This is a genomic window from Paenibacillus sp. MDV22-iso6 (assembly GCF_058408365.1).
Genome location: NZ_JBZVDZ010000003.1, coordinates 150,535 through 176,221, shown reverse-complemented (window position 1 = coordinate 176,221; position 25,687 = coordinate 150,535). Strand labels below are relative to the sequence as shown.

20 protein-coding genes are annotated in these 25,687 nt (G+C 47.2%); 5 read left to right on the top strand and 15 right to left on the bottom strand.

The window, feature by feature from the left end; translation table 11 throughout:
- Positions 1-323: 323 nt before the first annotated feature.
- From AC4PM4_RS10060 to AC4PM4_RS10045, 4 genes are all read right to left on the bottom strand, one after another.
- Positions 324-1,505 carry an NAD(P)/FAD-dependent oxidoreductase gene (locus tag AC4PM4_RS10060; RefSeq protein ID WP_076287362.1) on the bottom strand — a complete coding sequence of 394 codons (1,182 nt, stop codon included), beginning with the start codon at positions 1,503-1,505 and terminating at the stop codon, positions 324-326.
- A 23-nt stretch (positions 1,506-1,528) separates the two neighbouring features.
- Positions 1,529-1,975 (bottom strand): DUF1641 domain-containing protein, encoded by a 447-nt coding sequence (locus AC4PM4_RS10055; protein ID WP_024629786.1) that lies wholly within the window; start codon positions 1,973-1,975, stop codon positions 1,529-1,531.
- A 686-nt stretch (positions 1,976-2,661) separates the two neighbouring features.
- On the bottom strand, positions 2,662-4,455 hold the full coding sequence (locus AC4PM4_RS10050; protein ID WP_491613508.1) for an RNA polymerase sigma factor: 1,794 nt from the start codon (positions 4,453-4,455) through the stop codon (positions 2,662-2,664).
- A gap of 43 nt (positions 4,456-4,498) precedes the next feature.
- Entirely contained in the window at positions 4,499-5,233 is a 735-nt protein-coding gene (locus tag AC4PM4_RS10045; protein ID WP_491613507.1) for a YobF C-terminal domain-containing protein, read from the bottom strand.
- 388 nt (positions 5,234-5,621) lie between these two features.
- Here AC4PM4_RS10045 and AC4PM4_RS10040 point away from each other — a divergent pair, with 388 nt between their 5' ends.
- A complete protein-coding gene (locus AC4PM4_RS10040; protein ID WP_090903111.1) occupies positions 5,622-5,795 on the top strand; it encodes a CsbD family protein in 174 nt (57 codons plus the stop codon).
- 160 nt (positions 5,796-5,955) lie between these two features.
- Here AC4PM4_RS10040 and AC4PM4_RS10035 read toward each other — a convergent pair whose 3' ends face one another.
- A complete protein-coding gene (locus tag AC4PM4_RS10035; RefSeq protein ID WP_491613506.1) occupies positions 5,956-6,963 on the bottom strand; it encodes an NAD-dependent epimerase/dehydratase family protein in 1,008 nt (335 codons plus the stop codon).
- 149 nt (positions 6,964-7,112) lie between these two features.
- Here AC4PM4_RS10035 and AC4PM4_RS10030 point away from each other — a divergent pair, with 149 nt between their 5' ends.
- Positions 7,113-7,631 (top strand): cupin domain-containing protein, encoded by a 519-nt coding sequence (locus AC4PM4_RS10030; RefSeq protein WP_491613505.1) that lies wholly within the window; start codon positions 7,113-7,115, stop codon positions 7,629-7,631.
- A gap of 58 nt (positions 7,632-7,689) precedes the next feature.
- On the opposite strand, the gene AC4PM4_RS10025 is transcribed toward AC4PM4_RS10030, so the two are convergent.
- The 8 genes from AC4PM4_RS10025 to AC4PM4_RS09990 all read right to left on the bottom strand — a co-directional run bounded on the left by AC4PM4_RS10025 (position 7,690) and on the right by AC4PM4_RS09990 (position 19,607).
- Positions 7,690-8,763 carry a DUF1835 domain-containing protein gene (locus AC4PM4_RS10025; protein ID WP_491613504.1) on the bottom strand — a complete coding sequence of 358 codons (1,074 nt, stop codon included), beginning with the start codon at positions 8,761-8,763 and terminating at the stop codon, positions 7,690-7,692.
- An 86-nt stretch (positions 8,764-8,849) separates the two neighbouring features.
- Positions 8,850-9,509 (bottom strand): TVP38/TMEM64 family protein, encoded by a 660-nt coding sequence (locus AC4PM4_RS10020; RefSeq protein WP_491613503.1) that lies wholly within the window; start codon positions 9,507-9,509, stop codon positions 8,850-8,852.
- 285 nt (positions 9,510-9,794) lie between these two features.
- On the bottom strand, positions 9,795-11,378 hold the full coding sequence (locus AC4PM4_RS10015) for an HNH endonuclease (RefSeq protein WP_491613502.1): 1,584 nt from the start codon (positions 11,376-11,378) through the stop codon (positions 9,795-9,797).
- Between the two features lie 431 nt (positions 11,379-11,809).
- Positions 11,810-12,985 (bottom strand): acyltransferase, encoded by a 1,176-nt coding sequence (locus AC4PM4_RS10010; protein WP_491613501.1) that lies wholly within the window; start codon positions 12,983-12,985, stop codon positions 11,810-11,812.
- Between the two features lie 250 nt (positions 12,986-13,235).
- Positions 13,236-14,582 (bottom strand): cryptochrome/photolyase family protein, encoded by a 1,347-nt coding sequence (locus AC4PM4_RS10005; protein ID WP_491613500.1) that lies wholly within the window; start codon positions 14,580-14,582, stop codon positions 13,236-13,238.
- 27 nt (positions 14,583-14,609) lie between these two features.
- Positions 14,610-15,770 (bottom strand): response regulator, encoded by a 1,161-nt coding sequence (locus AC4PM4_RS10000; RefSeq protein WP_491613499.1) that lies wholly within the window; start codon positions 15,768-15,770, stop codon positions 14,610-14,612.
- A 99-nt stretch (positions 15,771-15,869) separates the two neighbouring features.
- Positions 15,870-18,968 carry a hybrid sensor histidine kinase/response regulator gene (locus tag AC4PM4_RS09995; RefSeq protein WP_491613498.1) on the bottom strand — a complete coding sequence of 1,033 codons (3,099 nt, stop codon included), beginning with the start codon at positions 18,966-18,968 and terminating at the stop codon, positions 15,870-15,872.
- Positions 18,969-19,184: 216 nt separating this feature from the next.
- Entirely contained in the window at positions 19,185-19,607 is a 423-nt protein-coding gene (locus tag AC4PM4_RS09990) for an SRPBCC family protein (protein WP_491613497.1), read from the bottom strand.
- 328 nt (positions 19,608-19,935) lie between these two features.
- Between AC4PM4_RS09990 and AC4PM4_RS09985 the strand changes: the two genes are divergently transcribed.
- Positions 19,936-20,718, top strand: a complete 783-nt coding sequence (locus AC4PM4_RS09985) for a class I SAM-dependent methyltransferase (protein ID WP_491613496.1) — start codon at positions 19,936-19,938, stop codon at positions 20,716-20,718.
- Between the two features lie 231 nt (positions 20,719-20,949).
- On the opposite strand, the gene AC4PM4_RS09980 is transcribed toward AC4PM4_RS09985, so the two are convergent.
- Entirely contained in the window at positions 20,950-21,984 is a 1,035-nt protein-coding gene (locus tag AC4PM4_RS09980; protein WP_063567774.1) for an NADH:flavin oxidoreductase/NADH oxidase, read from the bottom strand.
- Positions 21,985-22,302: 318 nt separating this feature from the next.
- Between AC4PM4_RS09980 and pepT the strand changes: the two genes are divergently transcribed.
- Positions 22,303-23,541: a peptidase T gene (gene pepT / locus AC4PM4_RS09975; protein WP_064641664.1), complete on the top strand. Its 1,239-nt coding sequence runs from the start codon at positions 22,303-22,305 to the stop codon at positions 23,539-23,541.
- Between the two features lie 152 nt (positions 23,542-23,693).
- On the opposite strand, the gene AC4PM4_RS09970 is transcribed toward pepT, so the two are convergent.
- Complete coding sequence (locus tag AC4PM4_RS09970) at positions 23,694-24,386, bottom strand: Crp/Fnr family transcriptional regulator (RefSeq protein WP_063567772.1); 693 nt, start codon at positions 24,384-24,386, stop codon at positions 23,694-23,696.
- A gap of 271 nt (positions 24,387-24,657) precedes the next feature.
- On the opposite strand from AC4PM4_RS09970, the gene AC4PM4_RS09965 reads away from it, so the two are divergent.
- Complete coding sequence (locus AC4PM4_RS09965) at positions 24,658-25,512, top strand: methyl-accepting chemotaxis protein (RefSeq protein ID WP_063567771.1); 855 nt, start codon at positions 24,658-24,660, stop codon at positions 25,510-25,512.
- The last annotated feature ends 175 nt before the right edge of the window (positions 25,513-25,687 follow it).

Here is a 25,687-nt window from a genome sequence, read left to right as displayed (position 1 = left end):
TTTCCTTTTTATAAGCTAGCTTTTTATAAAACAGACTTGTCTTTAATTTAAACGAAAGCCGACGCTTCTAAGCGCCGGCTGCTATGTATTACTACCGTTCAGCGCATCTGGTGTGATGCGGATAACACGTCTTCCCTTTAATATACCATACACCCTATACGGTTTATACCGAGCACTTTTTTCTTCAATACATATCTGATAACAACGAATATATTTCAATATCTCGCTTCAAGGAACTTAGCCCCTATGCTCTACCGATGCTGGTTAAAAATAAAGAAAGGCACCCCACGTGGGGTGCCTTTCTGCTGCATGGCGTACAGGTATTAGTAAGCCAGTGCAAACAAACCGTGAATATGAGCAAGGTAACGGATGTTACTTGCTTCTTTCATCATGGTTGCTGGCAGACCTTTCAGACGAGTCTGGTTGCCACCGATCATGCCGACAGCATCCTTACGACCCAGACTTCCGAGTGTACCGGAGAATACTGGTGTGAAGGATTCCATTGCGCCACCTTTGAACATTACGCCCAAGTTGTGACCAATAGTTTCACCCATTTGCCAAGCCAATTGTGCTGTTGGAGGGTATGGACGAGCGCCTTCGCTAGGGAAGACCACTGCGCTGTCACCAGCAACAAACACGTCTTTATGGGATGTGGATTGCAGTACTTCCGTAACTTTCGCACGGCCACGATCCACTTCAATTCCGCTGTTGGCAACAACTGCATTACCTTGAACGCCGCCTGTCCATACGAGTGTGTTCGTAGGGATCGAGCTTCCGTCTTTCAGCAGAACTTCATTTTCTTTCATTTCGGTAATCGCTACGCCAACGATGAAGTTAACGCCACGTTTTTCCAGACTCGATTTTGCACGCTCAACCAGTTCTGGCGGGAATCCTGCCAGGATGGAAGGACCTGCTTCAACCGTGTACAGGGAAACTTCTTTGAAGTCGATACCTTTTTCTTGGCATACAGCCGGAAGAAGGTCAGCGAATTCACCAACAAGCTCGATACCTGTCAAACCACCGCCACCGATAACAAACGTAGCGTCTGCTTTGTTGCCGGATTGTTTGTAAGCATCCAAACGAGCTTCCACGTGTGCACGAATGCGGTTAGCATCGCTAACGGATTTCAGCGTGAAGCTGTACTCCTGCAATCCCGGAATTCCGAAGAATGCCGTTTCACTGCCCAAGGCAACAACGAGTGCATCGTAAGAGTAAGTAGAACCGCTGGTCATGAGAACTTTTTTCTCGTCCGGCTTGATTGTATCCACCGTATCGATTTTCAAGTTCACATTTTTACCACTCAGCAATTTTTCGAGTGGAAGGGCAACTGCTTTTTCAGCAATGCTTCCTGCTGCAAGACGGTGCAGTTCCGTAATAATTTGGTGCGTAGGGTAACGGTTCACGACTGTAATAGTCGCTTCTTCCGGTGTCAGGTATTGACGCGCAGTCAGCGCAGTCAACAGACCACCGTAACCTCCGCCCAAGATCAAAATTTGCTTCGACATATCCATCCTCCGTTCTTCTAATCTTAACGTTGCTGTTGTTGACGCTCGTTCAGGATGCTCAAGAATGATTGAGCAAAACGCAGCGTTTGTTGTACGTTTGGATCTTTAAGCATTTTGAGCATAGCGAACAAACCAACCGAAGTTTGCTCAGCTTGCGCACGATCACTTGCTTCGATGGCAGCAGAAGCTACACCTTTAGCTTTGTCTACAACAGGTTTAGCAAACTCGCCCATTGCGCTCATTGTGTCGCTGATCAGAACTTTGTCTGTAGCTACGCTTTGTGCAAAGTCATAAGCTTTGGTCATAGCAGTGACCATTTCAGCCAGTTTAGGCAAGTTCTCCACCAGAACGGTCAGAGACTCCTGTACCTCAGGCTTCATCAATTGATCCAGTACGTCCAAGGACTGGCGTTGGGAAACGTCGGCACCTTCTGTAACCGGCACCTCTTGTTGAGTAGGCGATTGTGACATAAGAGAAAGTCCTCCTTTACTTTGGGATAGAAGTCCGCGACTTTCATGATGCCTGTCAAGCAGAGCCGAACCACAAATACATCCAATACAACTAAATGTACCAAATTTCACACAATAGAATGAGCATAGCCCAAGGGCCGTTCCCACATCGTGTATTGTATCTTGGGTCTATTGCGGACAACATGTGTTGACGCAAAACGACAAGCAGGCCGAAACCGAACTCTATACCCCTATATTACACCTCTTACACATGAACATGAAAAAGAAATTTTTTACACTTGTGAAGATATTGTGAACATTGTAACAAAATCGATTTTTTTGTCAAGCATTGTGGTCGGATTAAAATCGATTATTCTCCTGTCCCAGATCCGTCATCCTACCACATGTGGTAGGATGACAAGATCACATATGACCATATGTGCGATATGTACACAAGGAAGGATTTTTTCAACTGAATTTTTTCAGGAATTGTTTTCCAAAGCCATGAATTTCATGCAACGAAATTGGTCACTGTCGTTATTATGCAGCTAGGGGTGCAGCCTTATTCCTGAAATGACATCATTTCTTGTTCAAGTATGAACCTATCCTGGCACGAAAGCAAAAAAGACAGAAAGAAGGCCTGACGGCTCGCCCTGCCTTCCTAATATTTGTTTCACTGTTTGCCCGATCTGATCATCACATTCAGGTCACACCATAACGATTTCTGGGGAAAGCTGATCCATTTCTTCAAGCAACGCTTTTATTGCAACGACAGCAGCTCGCTCTAATTCCTCCACCTCCAGAAGTATCGAGATAGCTTGATCGACCTGAAGCTTCTCGTTTGGCTTTCCGCCTTCAGGAAAAGGAAAACACTGTTTGAGCACGTTTAACCTTTGGGACATGTTGCGATATAACTCTTCCGCCCGAAGACAGAATGGAATCAAGCTTGAATAGCGGGGAATAGAAGCCCACTTTAGAGAAATTTCTTTGAAAAACTCATTTGCATAACGTCTTGCATCCCACAAAACCGCAATGTTATAGGCGTGACCGTTCGGTTCTACCCGTCTATATTCTAGGGCTTCTCTCCAGACCGCATAAGCAGCCAGACCACTGACTGTATTCGGCAAGGTATACGGGTCCTCCCCACGATAATGAGCCAAAGCATCCGTCAGTGCCGCGCGCAAGTTCATTTCTCGTATCATGCCATCTGATTCCGCTGCCAGTACAAATACTTCCTGATTCACCCCCCGGCCCACATGATCATAGGGAATTGTCACTGATTTAATGAAATCTGTACCGTACAGGGTCCGGGCTGCATCATCATAGCCATAAATCAGTCCGAATTCGGGAATATTCAGGTCCCATACTACGGCCGGAATTCCCCGATGAATGGAGTAACGAATCAAGGAGAGAGCCCGAACAAGCCTTGGATTTAGCAACCTTTTCCCCTTCGCTTTCTCCTCTAGCATCGAAGGATCGATCAGATTGGCATTGAGTCCAGCTTCGCTCGCCAAAGCCTCAACCGCATGGGAACGATAACCCATATGGTGCAATCCTCTGATAAGTACCTCTTTGAAGTTATAGGCGGTGGGTCCAGCGATATGTATGTCCTGAGACAGGATGGTCAGACGAAAAGAAAGTCCACTCATCCCCATAACCATGGGGAGAGATGGAGATGAACCGATATAACCTAACATCTCGTGAATGGATGCTGCTGCCGAGTTCCAGGTTTGGGGAGCCCGAAACGAAAGGGGTTCCTCCAGAATCACTCGATTTTGCCCGAGTGAATTCCACTCTGCCAGCATTTCTTCTACGGATAAATGAATATGAAGCTGCGACACTTTTTTACGTGAACGGGACAGAATTTGATACGCATTGGCACTTGTCAGATTGAATTTACAGGCAATTTCTTGCGGTGACAGCTGCTCCATCCAATACGATGTGAAGACCTGCTGCTCTCTTAAATTCAGACATCCCAGCAGCTTGTAGAGATTATTCCTCATTTCCTGCTGAGCAACAGCTTGATACGGATCATAGCCAGTCTCCTGCGATATCCGTTCGGTGTCATTCAAAAGATGGTTCAGCGTCTTGTCGAGCGAGTCTTGATCGCTCCATGAGGGATCATCGGCTCCAAATGCAAGGAAAGAAGAAAAATGTTGTTCACGCTGCTGCTCTCGGCGTTGCATATGTGAGTACGCCTGATTACGCACAATGCGCTGCATCCAGGCCATAAAACGCTCGGCATTCTGAAGCTGCCCCATATGAATGAACGCCCGAATAAGCCCATCCTGTAAAATGTCTTCTGCGAGATAAGAATCATGTGTAAGTGCTCGCACATAACGGAACAATTGCCCACGGTAACGGTGAATCAATTCACCAAAAGCCTCTGTATCCCCAGTTTGGGCTCGTTGGATAAGCGCGACATCCGGCTCCTTTTGCCGATTCTCGAATGTCTCATCTTCCCCTGGCCTGATATGGCGATTGTCAGCTAATTCATCCATGTGTATCTCCCCTTCTCATAGCCTTGCTTCACTTACAATTACATTATTCCATCTTCAAAATAGCAGCTTCGATCATGGCTTCCGTCTCCGCGAGTGCCACCATGATTGTCGCAGCAGCCTCCCAGTTCCGGGAGACAAGACGGGATTGGCATTCCCCGAATTGGCGGGATTGTGCGTATTTCAAAGCAGAAAGGTCAGGATGGATTGTTTTAAAAAATAACCCATAATCATGGGCACGACGCGCGCCTACTGGCAGAGCAAAATACACATAATGAGCCCACTCATTACCATCGATTGCTCCAGCACGAACCTGTTCCGCCTTATGTAGAATTGCTGAAGCTCCGGTTCGTCCTTCCTGTGCAGCAATATCATGGATCTGTTCTGTAAGGGTTGATTTGAACCAAGTAAAAGCGCGGCGGTTAATCTCCTCCAGATTAGGCTGTTCAATGCGTTCAGGACTCAACCATCGTCGATACACACCGCTGCTCCACGGGAATTCAGACTTCCATGCTTCCTCAAGTATATCCAATGTCAGGAAGACATTCGGGAATCCAGCCGGGTCATGCAGGCATATTTCATCGCCCTCCATATTCAGCGCCACTACATAATGATCGCAACCACCCAGGTTGGGAGAGTTGGGATTGTAGACGAGTTTGCCCATATCCAGCGGACCCATCATTACAGGACCCTGCTTCAAAGCCTCTCTTAGCTCATCTACAGGCATCTCTGTACCCCGTGATTGCACACTTTCGCGCACACTAAATCCCAGAATGCTCATCGCCTTGCTGATGGCCAGATCAGGACTAGAGGTACAGTTATCAAAAAAGAGAAGGTCTTCCTGCGTTCGAAAGGCCCCTATTGAAAAGCCACCGACGTTTCAAGCAGACCGGGGTCTACCTTTTCTCCAATGGACGACAGCAGCATTGAAGCTGAATTGGCGTAGCAATACGCACCATTTCCAATATAATTGCTCATGTCATAACATCCTCTCATTCCTTTAATGAAGCACGCCATTAGGCAATGCCTATACTTATACTGACTCTTCGTACAGATCATTTCTGACAGAATATCCAGAAGAAATTTCTGCTCGTATCACAATAGCAACGTTTAGAATACGGACATCCCGGTTAATAAGGACTACACCAGAAACGAAGGAGATGTTCGATATGAGTAATTCAACTAGCGATAAAATCAAAGCAGGCATCAACAAGGCGAAAGGCGAAGTGAAAGATCAGATCGGTAATGCGACTAACAACAGATCCCTTCAGGCTGAGGGCAAGAAAGACAAAGCCAAAGGTGCTGTGCAGGACAAAATTGCTGATGTAAAAAAACATCACTAGATCCATTCGTTAAACGTGAACACGCACGACAATTCGTGCAGTAAATATAGGATCATTGCCCGACCGTCCATACTGGTTGAAAGCCGGGATTCGACGGGGGCGCAAAAAAGCCAAGGAAGGTGTTATTCACTAAACCCTTCCCTGGCTTTTTTTGCCCTGGTTAGATAGCCGGAACTGCATATCTCGCCATATCGATAATAAAGCTGCGTGCTTCTCTTGTCGTGTGGTATTCACGGCTGAATTGTCTTACCCATTCGGGATGTTCCTGATACCATCGAAAGGTCTGCTCCAGTCCCTGCTCCAGCGTCGTCTGGGGAAACCATCCGGTCTCTGATCGTAATTTTCCCGAGTGAACGACCAGACTCGAACCTCTGGACTGGGTGGGCTCCTGCTCCCGAATCTCCGCCGTTCCATTAGAAGTATGCAATTGGTGCAAATGATCTCCGATCTCATGCATGGTTGTTCCTTGCCCTGTCGAAATGTTATAAATCTGCTGATCTTGTCCATTCAGCATAATCTGTTCAATCGCTCGCAGCGCATCATCCACATACAGAAAATCACGTACAGCTGATCCCTGAATATCCAGAGGAAGGCCGTCCATCATTCGGCCAAAATTACGCGGGATAATCCGGTCCGGCAACTGCCAAGGTCCATAGAGATTGGTCAAACGAAATATTTTTACAGGAAGCTGGTAACATTGAGCGTAGGATCGTGCGAGCATCTCACAGGCTACTTTGGAAGCGGAGTACGGGGATACTGGCGCATATTCATCGGATTCGTGATACACTCTCCCCATCTCCCCTCCGTATACCTCAACGGATGAAGCCAGCACTAAGGGAATATGGTGATCGGAGGCGTATTGCAGAATGGCCTGTGTACTGAGGGTGTTGTTACGAAACACTTCTCCGGGGTGATGATACGAATAATCAACGTGTGGCATGGCTGCCAGATGAATAATATAGTCTGTTTCATTCGGCAAGCTGAATCTGTCCTTCGCGAGATCACAACAGATAAAGGCCATCTCATGAAGTGGAGAGCTGTGAACAAGCCTCTGACAATAATCATCCTGGTCCACCAGGGTGATTCGATGGCCCTTTTGCGCCAAATACTGTGAAAGGTTAAATCCTACAAATCCAGAAGCCCCTGTAATGACAATATTCAAGCACATTCCCCCTTGGGATTAATACAACAAGTTCACTGAAGAGAGTCTATGTTCTGATTATAACCTTAAAGCGATACATTTTGTATCATTTTATAATTGTTTTTTGTTCTTCTCCAGAAATAAACGGGTAATGCCATAGAGAGGTGATATTTACGATGAAAGAGGCCATCAACAATGTACAAACGATGTTATTTCAGGACGATGGTGTGATCCCCAATCATCCGAGTCTGCCTGTACTTCTGTATAAAGGAATTTGGGCAACAAATTCAGCTCGTGCAGAGTCGTTGCTGAACCAAAACGGATGGGGAAACAGCTGGATTAACGGTGTGTTTGATTATCATCATTTTCACAGCAATGCTCATGAAGTACTTGCAGTGGTGAGTGGCTGGGTTGAGCTCATTCTTGGTGGGGAACATGGAAAGGTTGTGTGTCTTCATGCAGGAGATGTGGTCGTATTACCTGCGGGAACCGGACATAAGCGGCTGAGTGCGAGCCGTGATTTCCGCATTGCAGGGGCCTACCCAGGTGGCATGAGCTATAATACCCGAACGGGTGAACCGGGAGAGCGTCCCAAAGTTCTGCGTGAAATTCACGAGGTTCCCATCCCGGATACAGATCCAGTCTATGGACAAGAGGGGCCACTATTGGAGTTATGGAATCAGAATAAGACATGAAAGAATAAATGGACTGCTCCTGGATAAAAAAAACTACCGGGAACAGTCCATATTTGGGTTACTGGGGGAGCCTCACACTGTAGAATCGCATGGCATGTGGCTTCCCTTCCATCTCAAGCCGTCCTTGTATGATCAACTGTCGAACACGGTATTCAATGAATGCGTCTCCGACAGCTTGTTCGAGATGGCCCAACACCTCACCTACGAGGCGGGCTGATTTTATATACTCGCCCGGCTGTCTTGTTAACATAACTTCTCTGGCTTTCTGCATAATGTACTCATCAATCGCGTCTTCGGGCACACTCTGAATCTGGCCATCCTTCATTAAACGCAGAAGTCCAGGCTGTACAGCCAAATCCACCCACTCTTGCTCCATGTGTCTGCGTTCCTCCAATGACAACGGTTCGGCATTCACACAGTGCTGCCACATCGCTAACAACTTCTCAGAAAAAATTTCACCTGTTCTAAGAACATCATGCTGAACTTCAGAATTATTAAATAATTCCTGATATAATGCACTGGTCTCGATCAAATAGATAGGACCCAGCCTATCACGCAGCAAATGCATGGCATATAAAAGCCCTGTTCTCTCATGAGCATTATTCGCATACCAGATGGTGATGCGTGTATCTTCATCAATTGAACTCAACATGTTGTTTAATTGAATCAGCTCATCCATGCCTCGGACGGCATATCTTCCATGCTCACCCAAATAAAGTTTCTCAAGTAGCCAGAGGTGCCTGCGGTGTAAATCCGCCTTGTTCGTCAGATCGCCCAATGGACCGATGGCATAGTAGTCATTCATAGAGAAAAACCGCCGCTCCGAGCGACCTGGAACCTTGCCCATCGCAACTTTAATGCTACCTAGCGGCGATTCTCCAATCGCTATATGAATTTCACGTGGTTTCTGTGCCATCAATTCCTGTTTCTCAGCTTTCTCCCGGTTCCGATTCTCGTCCAATGTCTTAAATATCGACTGTATTTTCGTTGCAAAATGAACAGAATGTCCTTCCGCTGACTGATGACTGACTGCCATATCTGCGCTGAGATAGAGCGTACGCAATAACGAACGCAGCTCGTCCTCATCCATACGGTACAGCTCCTGATCAAAATCAAAGATATTGTCAATCATGCTTATCCCCTCCAAACAGTCTAAACAACTGGTCATATCCAAATTTAACCATTCAAAATCGAGTACGTAATTGTTTCATCGTAAGTTTACGACGAAATAGACTTTCCAGAGGAGTGACTCAGATCATTCATTTCCTCACGATTCGATGATGAACGGGTGAAGTGCCGCTCCAACTTCCGACTTGCCCAAAGGGATACCGCGATAAACAACAACACGCCGCCCCATCGCACAGGGTGCTCCATAAACTGAGCTACATTGGAACCGATATACGTCACACAGAAGATCATAATGGCTTTGCCAAAACTCACCGCAAGCAGGAAGGACATTAATCTCATCCGCGCAATACCTGCCGCTACATTAATAATGACGAACGGACCAACCGGAAAAATACTCAACAAAAACACATAACTGAACGCATTCCGCCGAATCCATACCATGCTGCGCTGCACACGGGGTTTATTAGCCCAACGTTCCACAAAAGCCGACTTTCCAATCTCCCGTACAATCAGGAACGTAACGGTACAGCCGAGTACCATCCCGATCCATGAATATAAAATTCCTGCCCATAGCCCGTACACGGCTCCGTTAACCCCAACAATGAGCAGTGTAGGCAGCGGGGGCACGAACGATTTCATAAAGGTAAGCAAAATTGCCGGTAAAGGGCCCAGGGAGCGAAACTTCTCCAGCCAAAAACGAATATTCTCTTCCGTAATATAGGACATGATGTCCAAAGATGCCGGGTTCATCTGCTTCCCTCCAATCTATACAGTTCAAATTTACTAAAGATGTGGTGCCCATTATAAAATACATCTGGTAAACGGATGTGAAGTTTCACGGCTCAGTTCTCCCCAGTATAACGTACATATGAGCGCTGTACCGTTGTCAATTTGAAGAAATTTCACCAGCGAAGCTAAAAAACAAAAAAGCACACCCTGACCTATTCAGTCTTGGTGTGCTCTCTATATCGGATATCCCGCTTGAAACCCATAGTGAACAAGCTTGGGGAAGTATTTGTATTTCGCATAAACCGTTTATTCTAGCTGAGCTTCCTGCATTGCCAATTCATTCAGCTCTTCCTGATGCGCAGCATTCCACTCGGGAATACCGGAACGCATGAATTCTTCGGCATCCATCGCTGCTTTGGACTGGTTGCACAGATTGCAGGCGCAGACACAGTTAAGTGGGGTGGTATGCCCACCTTTAGCTCGTGGCAGAAGATGGTCAATCGTGTCTCCATACGATCCACAGAAGTAGCAGGTATAGTTATCACGGGTCAAAATAAACCGTTTGAAATCCTTGTTGCTAAACAATCGGCGGATCGTGTACCGATTAACCACAACAGCGGCTTTTTCCTTGACCAACGTGACCGCCAGCTCCATATCCACTTCCTGATGCCAGCGCCGCCCTTTGTCCGTCTTGCCACGCATGCGCACCATGCCCTGCCGATTCGTCCGAAGCGATGACGGATCTTCCGGATCAATCGCTACAGGCACCGCCGGAGTATGACGGCGGGGACGGCTTTCCGTTCCAGCCCCATGGCTGCGGCTGGAATGCACTGGCGCCCGCTGCCCGGATGATCCGGCACGGGCTGCGTCTTCGCCGCCTGCCTTAGGCGCACGCTCCTTGCGTGCCGGGCGTGGCTTTGACCCGGGCGAGCCTGGCTGGCGCACGGGTGCAGGAGGCGCAGCCTCCATGGCCGTGCCCGGCGCTTGGCCGGGGGCGGGCTTTGCAGCAGCGGCAGGCTGCGCGGCTGCTGCTGGGGGTCCGGCGACCGCGGCATCGCCACGGTCGCTCAGGTTCGGCGCACTGGCCTCAGCTATGCTGCGGGCCTGTCCTGCGCCGGACGGCAGCGCGGCAGCACGTTTGCGGCGCCGCTTGCGTTTGCGTTTGGCTGCGGTCTGCTGATCCGCAGCCCCTGGCTCTGCTGCCGGGCCTTGCGGCTTGGCTAGCAGCAGAGCCTTCGCCGCCGCAATCTCCTGCTCGGCGGCCCGATCCGTGCCAGCGGCTATACGCGCGCTGGCACGCTTCGCAGATGGATCAGCATTCGCTGTAATCACCTGCGAATCCCTCTCTTGCAGATCAGCCCCCGTTTGCGGCTGATCTACCTTCTCGCTCTCCACCTCAGTTCGGGAGAGCGATTCCGTCTGCTCATTACCCGAATGCAGCTCTGGGCGCTTCGCCTTTCTCCTCCTTCTCCTCTTCTTGCGGTTGCTCGAAGGCGAAGAAACAGTTGAAGAAGCAACGAAGTCAGCCGTTTCACCTTCCATCGAAGAAGATGAACATACGGACGGCTTAGACTCCCCATGTCTTTCTGAAGTAGAAGCAACAGAAGGCGTACTATTTGCTGTATCCACGATCCGTTCTGCTGTATGACTTGCAGATGCAGAAGGCCGTGCAGCCGCAGCACCTTTATGACTCTTTATCGCCTCATCCGTAGGCCGGAGTGAGGTATTATCGTTATCGGCTTGTCCACCGAGCTGACGACAGTCGCGACAAGCGCCACGTCTGGCTCCCGGGCCAGCCCGCTTTCCGGTTCTTCGTCGAAATTCGGACAAAGGTCGCTTTTGCCCGCAATACATACATGTCTTGGTCAGTTGCGCTTCATGTTCCGTCATTTCCTGCCGGAAAGGGGCCGAGCCCATCTCCATGTTGTCACCTCGGTTCCGTATGAATCCGGTTTCTTTCTATTGTATCACATCTGCTCGCCAACACACTCATAGCCAGATGTCCCATAGTCTTTTGTCTTGTACTCCTGGGTCTGCCCCACGCATTCGTGAAGGATGTGTTCCACGTATTCCAATATATCTTGCATCGGTTTCCCGCATTGTTCACATGTTGTCATTGTTCTCACCTTAATCCTGTTCTTAAAGTTATCTGCTTATCAAATGATAAATTGTGTTCCGCCTTCTCATTACCCTTCGCTTATGAAAAAGAAACATCCGTTCCCCATGTATGAATCTAATCGGCAATCAAAAAAACCGTTCCCCGCTCAACCCTAATGGTCGACCAAGAAACGGTTTATTATTCCTGTATTAGCATAAATATTTTAACGAACGTCGAGTTGTCCCGAGTTTTGTTGTGGTACCAGACGTGGCTTCGGTTTTGGCAAATTGCCGAATATTACCCATGCAAACGGAACAAATCTTGCCGTGAGTCCAACCACAATCCACGATGCGATTAACGCCACACCAAAACCTCCGGCGTACCACAGGTGAATCAGCCAGGATACCCCGGTTTGTGGTGGATAATTCCGATAGATCAACAGGAAGAATGGATGTATCAGATAAATACCGAAGGACAGTGCCCCAAGCCGATTGAGCGGCTTAACGATCAGCGATGGTCCTTTACGATAGAGAAGGTACGCAATCTGAATGAGCACCAACGCACAGGCGAACGTATGCAGATTCCAGAAAAACTCGTACCACAGCGTGTTATATGTCGCAATCTTCAGGCGCAACAGATAATAAATGTATACATGGCCGAGTCCGGCAAAAATCCATACCGCCCACAGCAAAATCCATGAAACTACACGAGCTTTGGTTGCATTTTCCCGACTAATGACAAACCATTGTTTAATCTTCGGAAAGTATACCCCGATAAATGCACCCAGCATGAAATAAGAGAAGTACGAGAATGCCCAACTTCCCTTGTTCGGCACCTGGAAGCCATATTTATTACTTACGATAAATGCCCACTGAATGAGTAACCCAATCGGTACCGACCATTTGACGACTGAGGGATATTTCTTGAGCAGCCACAATACCAACGGGAATAACAGATAAAATTGCATGTTAATAAATACAAAGTACAGATGCGTATACGCCTTGCCGGTGAACAGTTTTGTTATGAAGCTTACTGCTGATTCTCCGAACGGACGGCCCTGATAATGCGTGAAGTGCAGGATAACAAAATACAATAATGAAAATAGAAAATACGGTAGTAAAATGTAAACAAATCTTTTTTTGTAAAAATTGCTGACCAGCTTCTTATCTAGCGGGCGAGAATAATAGTTATAGAACAGTACAAAACTGCTCATGAAAATAAACGTTGGTGTACCATATTTCATAAAAATATTAATAAAATTGTACAGCCAGTAATACCCTGAACCCGTCATGTCTACCGTCGCATATGAAGTGGAATGCACACACAGCACGCCGATGATCGCCATTGCCCGTACGAGATTCAGCTCTGGGATTCGCTCTCTTTTGATTGTTTCACTCATAATTAGCGTTTCTCCTTAATATGTTTCGTTGATATGTCTAAGATGACTTAATACGATAAGCACACTATCTATTAAAAAGCATAAAGCTTAAGATGGGTAGTCCAAATTCTTAAAAGTTCCTAAATATTCAACATGTTTCACAGTCTTTTCATGTCTATATATGTAAAAAAGACCGCTATGACGCGGCCTGCGAGCTTGTTTCGTATCTGTCCAAAATATTGCTGGTTCACTGGGATGAAAATGGTAAACTTCAATGCTGACGACTAGCTAGAATTTGTTTATAGATCTCAATAGCCGATTGTCTTGAGGTTTTCAGATCCACAATGGCATCCTTGCGAGGCTGATGAATCTCTTTGCTATGCAAATCCTTCAGGTCAGGCAGCCATTTGCGGATATAATCCCCTTGGGGATCATACTTCTCTGACTGTGTCGCCGGATTGTTCACCCGAAAGTATGGAGCTGCATTCTCGCCAAGTGATGCACACCACAGCCAGTTGCCCCGGTTTTGAATATTGTCATAGTCACGAAGCTTGCGTCTGAAATACGCTTCACCTAGCGTAAACGGGCATTGCAGATTTTTGGTAAGAAACATTGCGGTCAAAATACGAAGCCGATTCGGCATATGTCCAGTCTCATTCAGTTCCGTCATCGCTGCGTCGATAATCGGAATGCCTGTCTCGGCCTTGCACCATCGTTCGAAGTGAACCTCGCTGAGCAGCGACAGATCGTATACCTTTTCATATGTAAAATAATGACTCTCATACACCGCCCGATACAGATAGAAGTCGCGGAAGCACAATTGTCTGATCCACTCGTCCGAATGCTCCGTGCGTTTCGCAGCATCGTACATCTTGCGGATGGATACAGCCCCCACAGCTACATAAGAACTGAGCCGGCTCGGTTCATAAGCTTCATATTCATCCCGATGGTCGCCGTAATCGGCAATTCTATCAGATAAAAATCCATCCAACATTAGATGAGGATCATTCAAATCAGATACATCATATGCCAGCAATTGTTGTGGTACCTGGAAGGTCTCTGGCCATTCTATCTGCTGATCACTGACCTTCACCTCTGCAACCGTAGTGGTTGAAGCTGGATTAGGATGCTCATTCATGAATTCCACCCAGCGTCGGTGGAAGGCAGCAAATACTTTATATGGCTCGGACTTGCCCGTAAAATCAGCGAATCCCTTCAAATCCATCAGCAGATGATCCGTCAGCTGCGTAAATGTGACTTCTCGTTCCTCGGTTACCTTGCGTATTCCACGGTCCCGTTCAATTGCATATGGGGTCATATCCCGATGAACTACAACTTCATCTATACGACCTTGCATCTGTTCGAGAATATAATCAATCACCTCAGCTGGTTTGCCATAAGCCATGTGCAGCGTACGGCCTGACTCGCGGTACCGCTTACCAAGCTCTACAGCATGCTGTAGAAAATTCACTCCACTATGTTCCTGTTCACGACCTTGCCGCAGCAGAAACGGATCATAGATGAGCACATGCAGACTCTCTGCATCCTGGTGCAGTAAATAATCGAATGCGACCAGGTCATCTGTGCGCAAATCTTTGCGATGTATGAATAACTTCATGCTTCATCCTCCTGCCTGAACTTCTGCCTACTTTGCCGTTAAATCTTCATACAGCCTGCTTGTCTCCAGCTCCGGTTGATGTCCCAGTTCCTCAAGCAGGGTCAGCGTAAATGAATGATATATTCTGAGTATGGCTTGTTGATCATCCATGGATGCACTTACCCTCATCATTAATCGGCAGATTTCTTCGGCATATGGCTCCCGTTCCTGTAGTTCACTCAACTGCTCCATCGCTTCCTTGCCCCGTCCATGCTTCATGTCCCATTCCGCGATATCCATAACCAGTCCTATATACTTACTTCTCAGATCTCTCGCTTTGGCTTGAGCCCAGCGATAATCATGCTCCTCCAGATAGTCACCACGGTAGAGGGGGACGATATCCCGCAGTTGATCGACATTGTCTGATGTAACGTCAGCGTATGTCATACCTTGCTCGAACTGCTCTACATCACTCACCAGATTACCCGATAACAAACGATAGCGGTTCATGTTGTATTCCAACTTGCCCGTCATGTTCCATTCTTTCAGCAGTTTACGGATCTGATAAACGGAAGTATGCAGATGCGTTAGCCCTTTCTCTTGCGAGACATCCGCCCACAACTTATCGAGCAGAATCTCTTTGCTTACCCAATCCCCTCTATGGTGAAACAAAAAAGCAAACAGTTCTTGCGATTTGGCTGTGCGCCACTTGTGCTTCTCTGCTTCCTGATCCAGGCTTCTGTAGATATCCAGATGTTTAAAAGTAAGCAATCCAGGCACACGGGTATCCAACTCCACAGCCTCAGATTCCAGAACCTCAGCAGTTGCAGCAACCTGAGAGGATGAGGATATCATGCCTGCGGCAATGCGATCGATCGTTTTGGCAAGCCTCGCTGAACTTACCGGCTTCAGCACATAATCCAGCGCCTGAAGTTCAAAGGCTTCAACCGCATGATCGGCGTAAGCCGTTATAAATATAATGCGAGTACTGCTGTCCAATTGCTGTATATATTCAGCCGCTTCCAGTCCATTCATTTCCGGCATGCCAATGTCCAGAAATACAACGTCCACACGCTCTTTTGCCAGAAAATCCAGACCGGCACGGGCTGTTGAAAAACACTGCACGGGGGTAATTCGCCCATCCGATCGTAACAGGCGCTCCAGATGAAGCTGCGCCGGTTTCTCGTCATCGATTACAATGGCTTTCATCGCTCTTCCAGCCTCCTGCCGTGAATTATTCAATGGGAATACCGATTATCTTGGCATTCGTTTAATAATCTGTTAACCAAATTCGCCTAACTCGGCCCATTATTTGGAACCACTTTTCTTCTCCACAGGTATGCGAAAACGTATTAGCGTTCCTTTCCCCGAATGACTCTGAATCTCCAGCCCTTGACCATATAAAGACAACAGGCGCCGATTAATATTCTGTAGCCCTACACCTCCAGGACCTTCGATTCGCCCTGAACTTACCTGAGCCAAACGCTCAGGAGGTATACCTACTCCATCATCCTTTACCACAATGACGATGTGCTCATCTTCCCTGGTAATGCCAAGGTTAACCGTACCGCCTGCAGCACGCTCCATCACCCCGTGACGAATCGCATTCTCCACAAGCGGTTGAATACTAAGCGGTGGCAGGTAAAGACGAACATCTGGGTCGATATCATAATGGACCACCAAACGTTCCTCGAAACGTGCTTGTTCCAGATGTACATAGGACTCCACTAACTCCAGTTCCTTCGCTAGTGGAACTAGTTGGTCGCGGTTCTGGAAGTCGAAACTTCCTCGCAAGTAATGACTCAGTTCAATAAGCAAATCGGTCGCTTTATCCGGATTGACGGCGCATGTCGCTATGATGACGTTGAGCGCGTTATATAGAAAGTGCGGTTTGATCTGGGCCTGCAAAAAAGCCATTTCCGTACGAACAACCTCCTGTACCGAGGTACGCATCTCAATTAACGTCCGTACTCTTGCACGCAATTCACCTGCATCCACAGGTTTGCTCAGAAAATCATTTGCTCCTGCCTGGAATCCCATTTTGATATCCTCTGGCAGCCCACGAGCTGTCAGCATTAGAATGGGCAACTCGGACAAGGAACTGTTCTCACGCAGCTTGCGACACAGCTCAAGCCCGGACATTTGCGGCATCATCCAGTCTGTAATGACAAGATCAATGAAGGGGTGTTCTTCACGAAGCTTCAGTGCTGCTGCCCCGCTATCTGCTGCAATGACACGGTAACGTTCCGTTGATAGAAGATTGAACAATACCTGTCGATTCACAGGATCATCGTCCACAATCAGAATGGTATGCTCTGCTTCCAGATTATCATCCGTCTCATCCCAATCCACAGCTGCTGCCGTATCCTGCGCTCTTCTTTCTTGGGTAGATACATATTGGGCTGCAACAGGCCTCGAACTCGCTTGCAGCAAAGGAAACTGCACAACAGGCAGGGTAAAATGAAAAGTCGAACCTTCACCTAGCTCCGATTCTACCCAGATGGTCCCTCCCCCAAGCTCGACCAGTTTGCGAGTGATACTCAGTCCAAGACCAGTTCCCCCGTTAACCCTCTCACTTGTTCCATTGCCCTGTTCGTAAGACTGAAATATGTCTTCCAGTTTATCTCGGGTGATACCGACACCTGTATCGGCGACAGATACCGTCACCATAGCTCCATCCACACGAGCATAGATACGAATCTCACCCTGCTTCGTGTACTTATACGCATTGCCCAGCAGGTTGTACAGAATCTGCCTTAGGCGATCCTCGTCCGCTTCAACCAACGGCAACGCTGGAGGCCATTGTTGGATCAGTACAACCGGTTTATCTTCAAAGGTAAAACCGGAGACTTCAACGACCGTTCGGGCAACTGATTCGAGGTCCACAGCACTCCGTTTTAATTCAATTTCACCATTCTTGAGCTTGGAAAAGTCCAGAATATCGTTTACCAGCAGCGAAAGCCGCTTTCCAGTGGAGGTGATCATGGACAGATTTTTGGCCTGCTTGGGTGTGACCGCCCCGGCCGCCCCTTCTAGCATCGATTGAGCTATATTAATGATGCCATGCAGGGGAGTTCTCAGTTCATGGGACGTATTGGCCATAAACTCATCCTTGAGAATGTCAATGGCAAGCAAACGTTCAGACAATGCTTCAACTTCACGGAATGATTGTGCGAATCGGGTCGCTGTTAGAATCATCTGTGCAAAGACGAATAACAGAAGCTCGTACAGCGCAAGAAATGTCGTATCCACGGTGGTGAAAGCACCAACGGTGTGCAGCACAACCACCATAAATATACTCATCATGCTCATTAGGACAAAATGACCGTCGTTCGGTTGCTTTTTCAGCCAGTGGAGCATAGCTCGCAGCGTGTAACCAATCACCACCAGTGAAATCAGCAGCATAGGCAGCTCCAACAATGAGAATAGAACAGGAGACAATGTAAGGCCTACCACGCATTGGACTATTACCAGAACCACACCCAAGCGAACAAACCATTGATGTACCGCTCCAGGAACAAGTGCATCCATGTAACGTAGCAAGTAATAATACGCAAGAGCCGCGCTGAGTAATTGCAGCCGCAGAATATCATTATTCGGTAAGAATGGTAACAGGGTTCCCAGCAACTTCTCTCCATGAGTTAATGCGTACATTGCACCGGACAGGCTGAATAACCCTAGATACCGAAGCTCTTTCTCACTGCGCCGCAGCCGGAAGAGCATCAGGAAGAAGGCCGCTGGCAGAATAAATCCGAACAGTGTCATCAGATCCTTGAGCCAGTCCTGCTGTTGGCCTTTCAGAATGCTGTGCTCGTCTCCGAACAAAATGGATGCAACAATGCCGCCAGACGAGTAGCTGTAATTCGATACCTGAATGATAATATCTGCGATATCACCTTCTATGGAGGTAAATCCCGTAAAAGGCAAATTGAGCTGAATATCGGTATTTTCCGTTGTACCTGGCAGCCCTTTGCCGCCAATCTCTTTGCCATCTATGAATAAACGATGGGCCATGCGGATATTTTGAGTACGTATCCCATAATCGTTCTTCTCTAATCTCGGGGGAATGCGAACACGCAAATGATAGGTCCCATACCCGTGCGCCTCTCCAAGAGTTCCATTCCATCGGGATGGGACATGGATGGGGAGAGGCTTGGAAAGTGGCTTGCGTCCGGAGACATCCGCCTCAAAGTCAACGGGTGCCAACAATTGGCCCGGATAGAAATCCCACGTACCATCCAGGGAAGCAGCCCCCTGTCTATCGAAATTCCAGCCGGTCAGGTCCATAACCCCATCATTCGCATGAGGGTTGCCGCGCTCGGTAAATAACGTTTGTACAATGGAACCCAGAGGAAAAACAACAATACATATAAAGCTAATGGTGAGCATAATCCAGTGTTTTCTCATCTATGTAATCCTTCCGCCTCCATGGCGAGAGACGTCTAATTTTGTCGTTTTATACCTATAACTCCATGTTACACGTTTCTGTTGCTGACGGAAATAGTTCTTACATGATATTTTAACGTCAAAAAAGCCACAGGCTCAGCTACCGGAATGCAGACCGGAGTAGGACCTGTGACTTTTTTGAACTTGTTGGCTATCTGTTTTACTTTTCTCGTTTCCTTACGCTTGTCCAACGACCTGGGCCAGTTTCTGCACAATTCCAGTCCATCCCTGCTCCATCCGTTCACGAATGATGGCATGAGCCTGTCCAAATTCAGTCAGTTTGTCCGCGTCCCAGCCACTGTGAATCAAGGTAAAGTCGGTGTCTTGTCCTTGCTCCGTCAGTTCAAACGTAAGCGTCCAGTCCTTACCCCATTGGAATGACAGCTTGCGTGGCGGCTGAACTTCCGTAACTTTACACGGTGATTTTCCGAAGGGTCCAGCTTCCAGTATAAATTCATGCCCTTCCACTGGCTCTAGATTGCTTGGCATAAACCATGATCCCAAGCCTTTTGACGTCGATACAATCCCCCATACTTTCTCCACAGGCGCGTGAAGCAACAGCTGCTCCCGAATATCTGGCAATGCACTTGAAGATTCCATGATATCTCCTCCTAGATATATATCAGTATTTTGCATCATTCCATTTATCGCTCATGGAATTGATGCAAAATCCCCTTTTAACTTATTGTTCGAAATGAAGTGATGAGTGTCAAATAAATTCTGCTAACAACAGGTATTATGGCAGGTACTCTGTTGACCCACTCTCAACCCCACCCTATAATTGGAATATATTACACAAAAGGTGCGTGATTCCCTATGATAGTCTGCTCTGAAAAATTCAATTCCAACCGTTGCCGGAAGGGATAAACATTTCGTAGCTAGTCCCTTCCACATTCTCATTTTAATTATGTTGTGGAGGAAACGTTACATGTCTTTTAGTTATTATGGTCCGTTATGTACTGAGGTTTATAATGCCACCAAGCCTGTTGGCCACTCCCTTGGAGGCGATATTGAATTTTACCGTAATTATCTGACGAACTGCAATGGACGCATCCTGGAAGCGATGTCTGGCTCAGGTCGAATGCTGATTCCATTACTTGAGGCTGGTTTGAACGTAGACGGTCTTGATTATTCAACGGATATGCTCGATTCATGCCGTGCTCTTTGCTCCATGTGGGGATTGCCCATGCCTGAATTGTTCGCTGCTGATCTGGAGACACTTGATCTTCCTTACCGGTATGAAGTCATTATAATCGCCGCAGGCTCCCTGCTACTTATTCAAGACAGGCAGGCTTCCATAAAGGCCCTGCGTAATCTGTATCAACATCTGGAACCGGGAGGTCGACTTGTGCTGGACCTCTTTCTACCCGATGTAACGAATACGACCTCACACTACTCAGGTACCTCGACTGTTCAATTACCGGATGGCGATACGATTACAATGGAGAGCAAAGACATCGAAGTCAATATGCTTCAGCAGTACAAAGTAAGTTTAATTCGCTATGAAAAGTGGCGCCATGGCACCCTCATAGCCACAGAACTGCAACAGCTTGCATTACGTTGGTACGGTGTGGAGGAGCTGCGCATGATTCTGGAACAGATCGGTTTCATCGACGTTGTTGTATATGCTGACTTCGATCCCAAACAGGCACCTTCGCGTTCTGATCAGAAATTTGTGTTTGAAGCTACACGTGGAGTGCCCTCGAAGTGATTTCACTTTCAGGCCAAAGCGCTAACGAATCGATCTCACCGGGAAGGATCCAAGATCGAGGAAGAAACGTGCCTACGATTCGTTAATCCGTAAACCTGTGGAAATTGCAGCTAATAACAGCTGCTCGGTTCGTTAGATCGTAATGATACAGAAAAGGGATGTCCTCCGTCATGTTCATGACTTATGGGACATCCCTTTTTAATTGCATTTATATAAATGTTCTAATTAAGATCAGTATCCGCGGGAATATGGCTGTGCAACAGGCGCTTTATCTTTGCTAACACCCAGTTCCAGAGCTGCATGAGTCGCCCAGTAAGGATCGCGCAGCATACCTCTGCCAACCGCGACCAGATCTGCATCACCGTTGCCGATAACTGCTTGAGCCAGTGCTGAATCCTCAAGCATACCTACCGCAATGACAGGAACGTTCAGTTCTTCACGGAAACGACGAGCAAAAGGCACTTGGTAACCAGGATAGTTACCCGGTTTACGTTGTCCGGAAGCCCCTTCACCACCGGAGCTAATGTGGAATATATCCACGCCTGCTGCCTGATAGGCACGGGAAATTTCAATGGTATGATCAATATCATATCCGCCATCAGCGTACTCCACTGCCGAAATCCGCATAATCAGAGGCATATCTTCAGGCATTTCTTTTTTCACTGCATGAATAATCTCGACACCAAAACGGGAAAGATCCTGTCCATACGCATCCTCGCGATGGTTCATCAGCGGAGAATGGAACTGGTGGATGAGGTAACCATGTGCACCATGCAGCTCAATAGCATCGACCCCAGCAGCTACTGCGCGGCGTACACCGTCCGCAAACTTCTGTACCATAGCTTGTGTTTCCTCTGTAGTTAAAGCATGTGGCGTATTGAAGCTCTCTCCAGGGAAGGTAACCACCGATGGAGCTACAGGTCGAGCCGCATCCTCTGCTTTACGTCCAGCATGCGCGATCTGAATCGCCACCTTGGAGCCATAAGCGTGAATGCCATCCACCAGCTTGGTAAAGGCAGGAATGTGTTCATCTGACCAGATGCCCAAATCATTGTCGGTAATACGTCCGTCCGGATCAACATCCGTCATCTCAATCACGATCAATCCTGTACCCCCAACCGCACGGCTTACATAGTGTACCTGATGCCAATCGTTCGGAATACCGTCTTTGGCAGTAACGGAATATTGGCACATCGGTGCCATGACGACACGGTTATTTAGTTGAAGTCCCTTGAATTGATACGGGGAAAATAATTTCTCTGTCATTTCAATTACATCTCCTATTCAATATGATGATGATATATGTTGAGGCAATTCCTTGTTTTCCAGATCGGAAAACAGCTGCCCATGCTTGCCGCAGTTGTCCTGCTTCAAATCCTCAATCACTATTATGAACCTAACCTATAGAAATACAAGTACGTACTTTTTTGTGAGATAGTACCCTTTTTTATACCTAGTCGACCCTTTCCTCTGATGCATTCACCACAACTCTAAATGAATCTAAAACATGATATGATAGCCATACAGACATACAGGTTATAATATACCCAACTATAATAAACCGAGCCGAAGGAGCGATTACTGGTGAAAGATATTTTAATTCAAAGACTGACAACCTATGCTCAAATGGATACGCAATCCGATGAAAATAGTGAAACCTGCCCTTCCACACCAGGCCAGCTGGTCTTGGGTAAATACCTGGTTGAAGAATGTAAATCCATTGGATTGCAGGAAGTGACCATGGATGATAACGGCTACGTAATGGCGACATTGCCATCCAACACCGACAAGGATGTTCCAGTGATCGGTTTCCTCGCACATCTGGATACAGCAACCGACTTCACAGGCAAAGATGTCAAACCACAGGTCATCGACAACTATGATGGACAGGATATTGTGCTGAATCAGGAATTGGATGTAGTGTTATCCACCACTGATTTCCCTGAACTGCGTGAATATAAAGGCCACACCCTGATTACAACAGATGGCACAACACTGCTTGGTGCGGACAATAAAGCCGGTATTACCGAGATCATGACGGCAATGGCCTACCTGATTGAACACCCGGAATTAAAACACGGAAAGATTCGTGTTGCTTTTACCCCGGATGAAGAGATTGGCCGTGGGCCGCATAAGTTCGATGTCCCTGCTTTTGGCGCCAAATATGCCTACACGGTGGACGGCGGACCTCTCGGTGAGCTGGAATACGAAAGTTTCAACGCGGCGGCTGCCAAAATCACAGTACGGGGCACCAACGTGCACCCGGGCACAGCCAAAAACAAGATGGTCAATTCCGCTAAAATTGCGATGGAGTTGAACCGCCGATTGCCTGCGGAGGAAGCTCCCGAATTCACAGAAGGTTATGAAGGATTCTATCATTTGTTATCTATCGAGGGAGACGTCGAACTGACCAAGATGAGCTACATCATCCGGGACTTCGACCGGGAGAAGTTTGAGAAACGTAAAGCGTATTTGTTGGATGTCGTGGGCGAATTGAAAAGCAAATATGGCGAGAAAAGCATTTCCATTGAATTGAATGATCAATACTATAACATGCGTGAGAAAATCGAACCTGTGCGCCAGATCGTCGATATTGCACATGAAGCGATGACTCGCCTGGATATCGAACCTGTCATCCGCCCAATTCGGGGAGGCACAGACGGTTCCCAGCTCTCGTACATGGGTATGCCTACACCCAACATCTTCACGGGTGGAGAGAACTATCACGGCAAATTCGAATATGTATCAGTGGATAATATGGTGAAGGCCACACAGGTCATCGTGGAAATTGCTCAACTATTCGAACAGCGTGGAGATATTTAATTCAATTCAAACATAAAGCTACAGCACAGCAATTCAAATGGATCATCCACCGACAGGTGGATGCAAAACACCCTCTGGCATAGGACATGCAGAGGGTGTTTTTGTCGTACTAATGGTTTAAGAATGCTGTAAAATAGCAGAACTATCCTTATTTATTCGTACATATTACCTCCCGCAATTTCGCGCAGCTGCTCCAGATTGCAGATGACAATGTTGCGCTGTTCTTTGCGGATGATTTCACGGTCTCGGAGGTCATGGATGACCCGGTTCAAGTGTCTATAGCTCGTGCCCAGCATATCCGCCAGCTCTGTTAGCTTGGAGGTCTGGATTTCTTCTGTGATCTGCTCCCCCTGCTCCATCGTGGACAACAAATAGCTTGCAAAACGGCTCTCGACAGGATAAAGCAGATTAAGACTCGACAGATTCGAGAAGGTATATAATTTGTGGGTCACATGACTGAGCATAAAATGGAGAAACTTCGGGTTTTCAGCATATGTATTCTTGAGATAGCGATAGCTTACACCGAGCAGCAGGCTCTTATTGACGGATTCCACCGTGTTTTTGGCTTCCTTGCCATTGACCAGCTCCAGATCACCTACCAGCGCAGGAGGCATACTGAAACGAAGCAACAAAGACTTGCCATTCGGCAGTGTTGTATAAATCTTGAGCTTACCCTGGACGAGAAAATATAATCGTTCGGGCCGTTCACCTTTGGCACATATAATCTCACCTTTGGAGGCTTCGAGCAACCTTAATTCAGCAAGCGCAGGTTCGTCGAGCACCTGATCCAGGCCATGCTCCCGCGCAAGCTGGCGCAGCAATCCAAAGTCCATAATTTCTCTCATCTCGGATAAACCCCCTGTGTGAATCTACATATACAATGGACACATGTCCCATAAACGATATAGGTTCGTACAAATATCTTGATATAAAAATAGTTACAACTAGATTTTATATCCAATACATTCATTTAAATGGGAAATATTCTAAAATTCAGCCTTCAAAATGACAATATTTTATGAAAAAAGGAGTACATGATAGCGCACTCTTATCCGATGAAAGATAAAGCAATAAGCATAGTTACAACTGCTAATTTAGAATCCAAATAAAGAAAGGATGGTTCGACCTACTATGAACGTTGTAGATGCCCTTTTGAAAGTAATGCCTTATATCCGTCTGATTCTTAGAGAACCAGCCAGTCTAACGGTGTATGATCACGAGAAGGTATTGTATTCTGTCTCCACTGAAAAGTTCAATCTCGGATTCAACGAAGGCGATCCTCTTTTGGATGGATATAAGAACTTCACCGCTCTCAAGAACGGAAACGAAGCCTCTCTGACCCACCTGCCGGCAGAATACTACGGTATTGAGCTGGATGTCCTTAATATACCGATCTTTGATGACAATCATCAGGTCGTTGCTATTTTCTGCGTATCGTATGATCAATCGAACCAGAATCAGCTTGAAGCTATTATACAAGAAAACCAAACGATTAATGGAAACCTGGTTGAAATGGTCCAGCACGTTGCCGCTCATGCGGAGGAATTGCAGGCCACCAGCGAACAGATTCTGGAGAATACACGCCTGGCGGTAAAGAATTCGTCTCAGATCAACAAGGTTGCCGGGTTCATTCGTGAAATTTCTGAACAGACCAACTTGCTTGGGCTCAATGCCGCTATCGAAGCTGCGCGTGTAGGTGAAGCCGGAGCAGGCTTTGGTGTGGTCGCAACGGAAGTGCGCAAACTTTCTGTCGATGCCAAACAGGCTACCAGCGATATTGATATCAGCTTGAAAGATGTACAACAGGTTATTAAACAGATGGAAGTCGAAGTATCCCAGATTGCAGCTTCTTCTCAGGAGCAAGCCACGCTCGTATCCTCCTTTACGGATGTCATCGAGAAGCTGAATGAAGCCGGAGAACGCATGAAAGCTCTGTCTGAACAACTCATCAGTTACTCTGTGAACGATTAAGGGCAGGTACATCTCCCGATAGGATGGTTACCCATTCCACCAGATATACTGAACATTAACTACTTTATATGTAATAAACAGGACTTGGAATCCCCGTCCCCGTGACGGAAATTCTAAGTCCTGTTTCATTTGTCTTTTTATCGTAGTGTATGTGGATCTCTTGTTGTATTTGTAT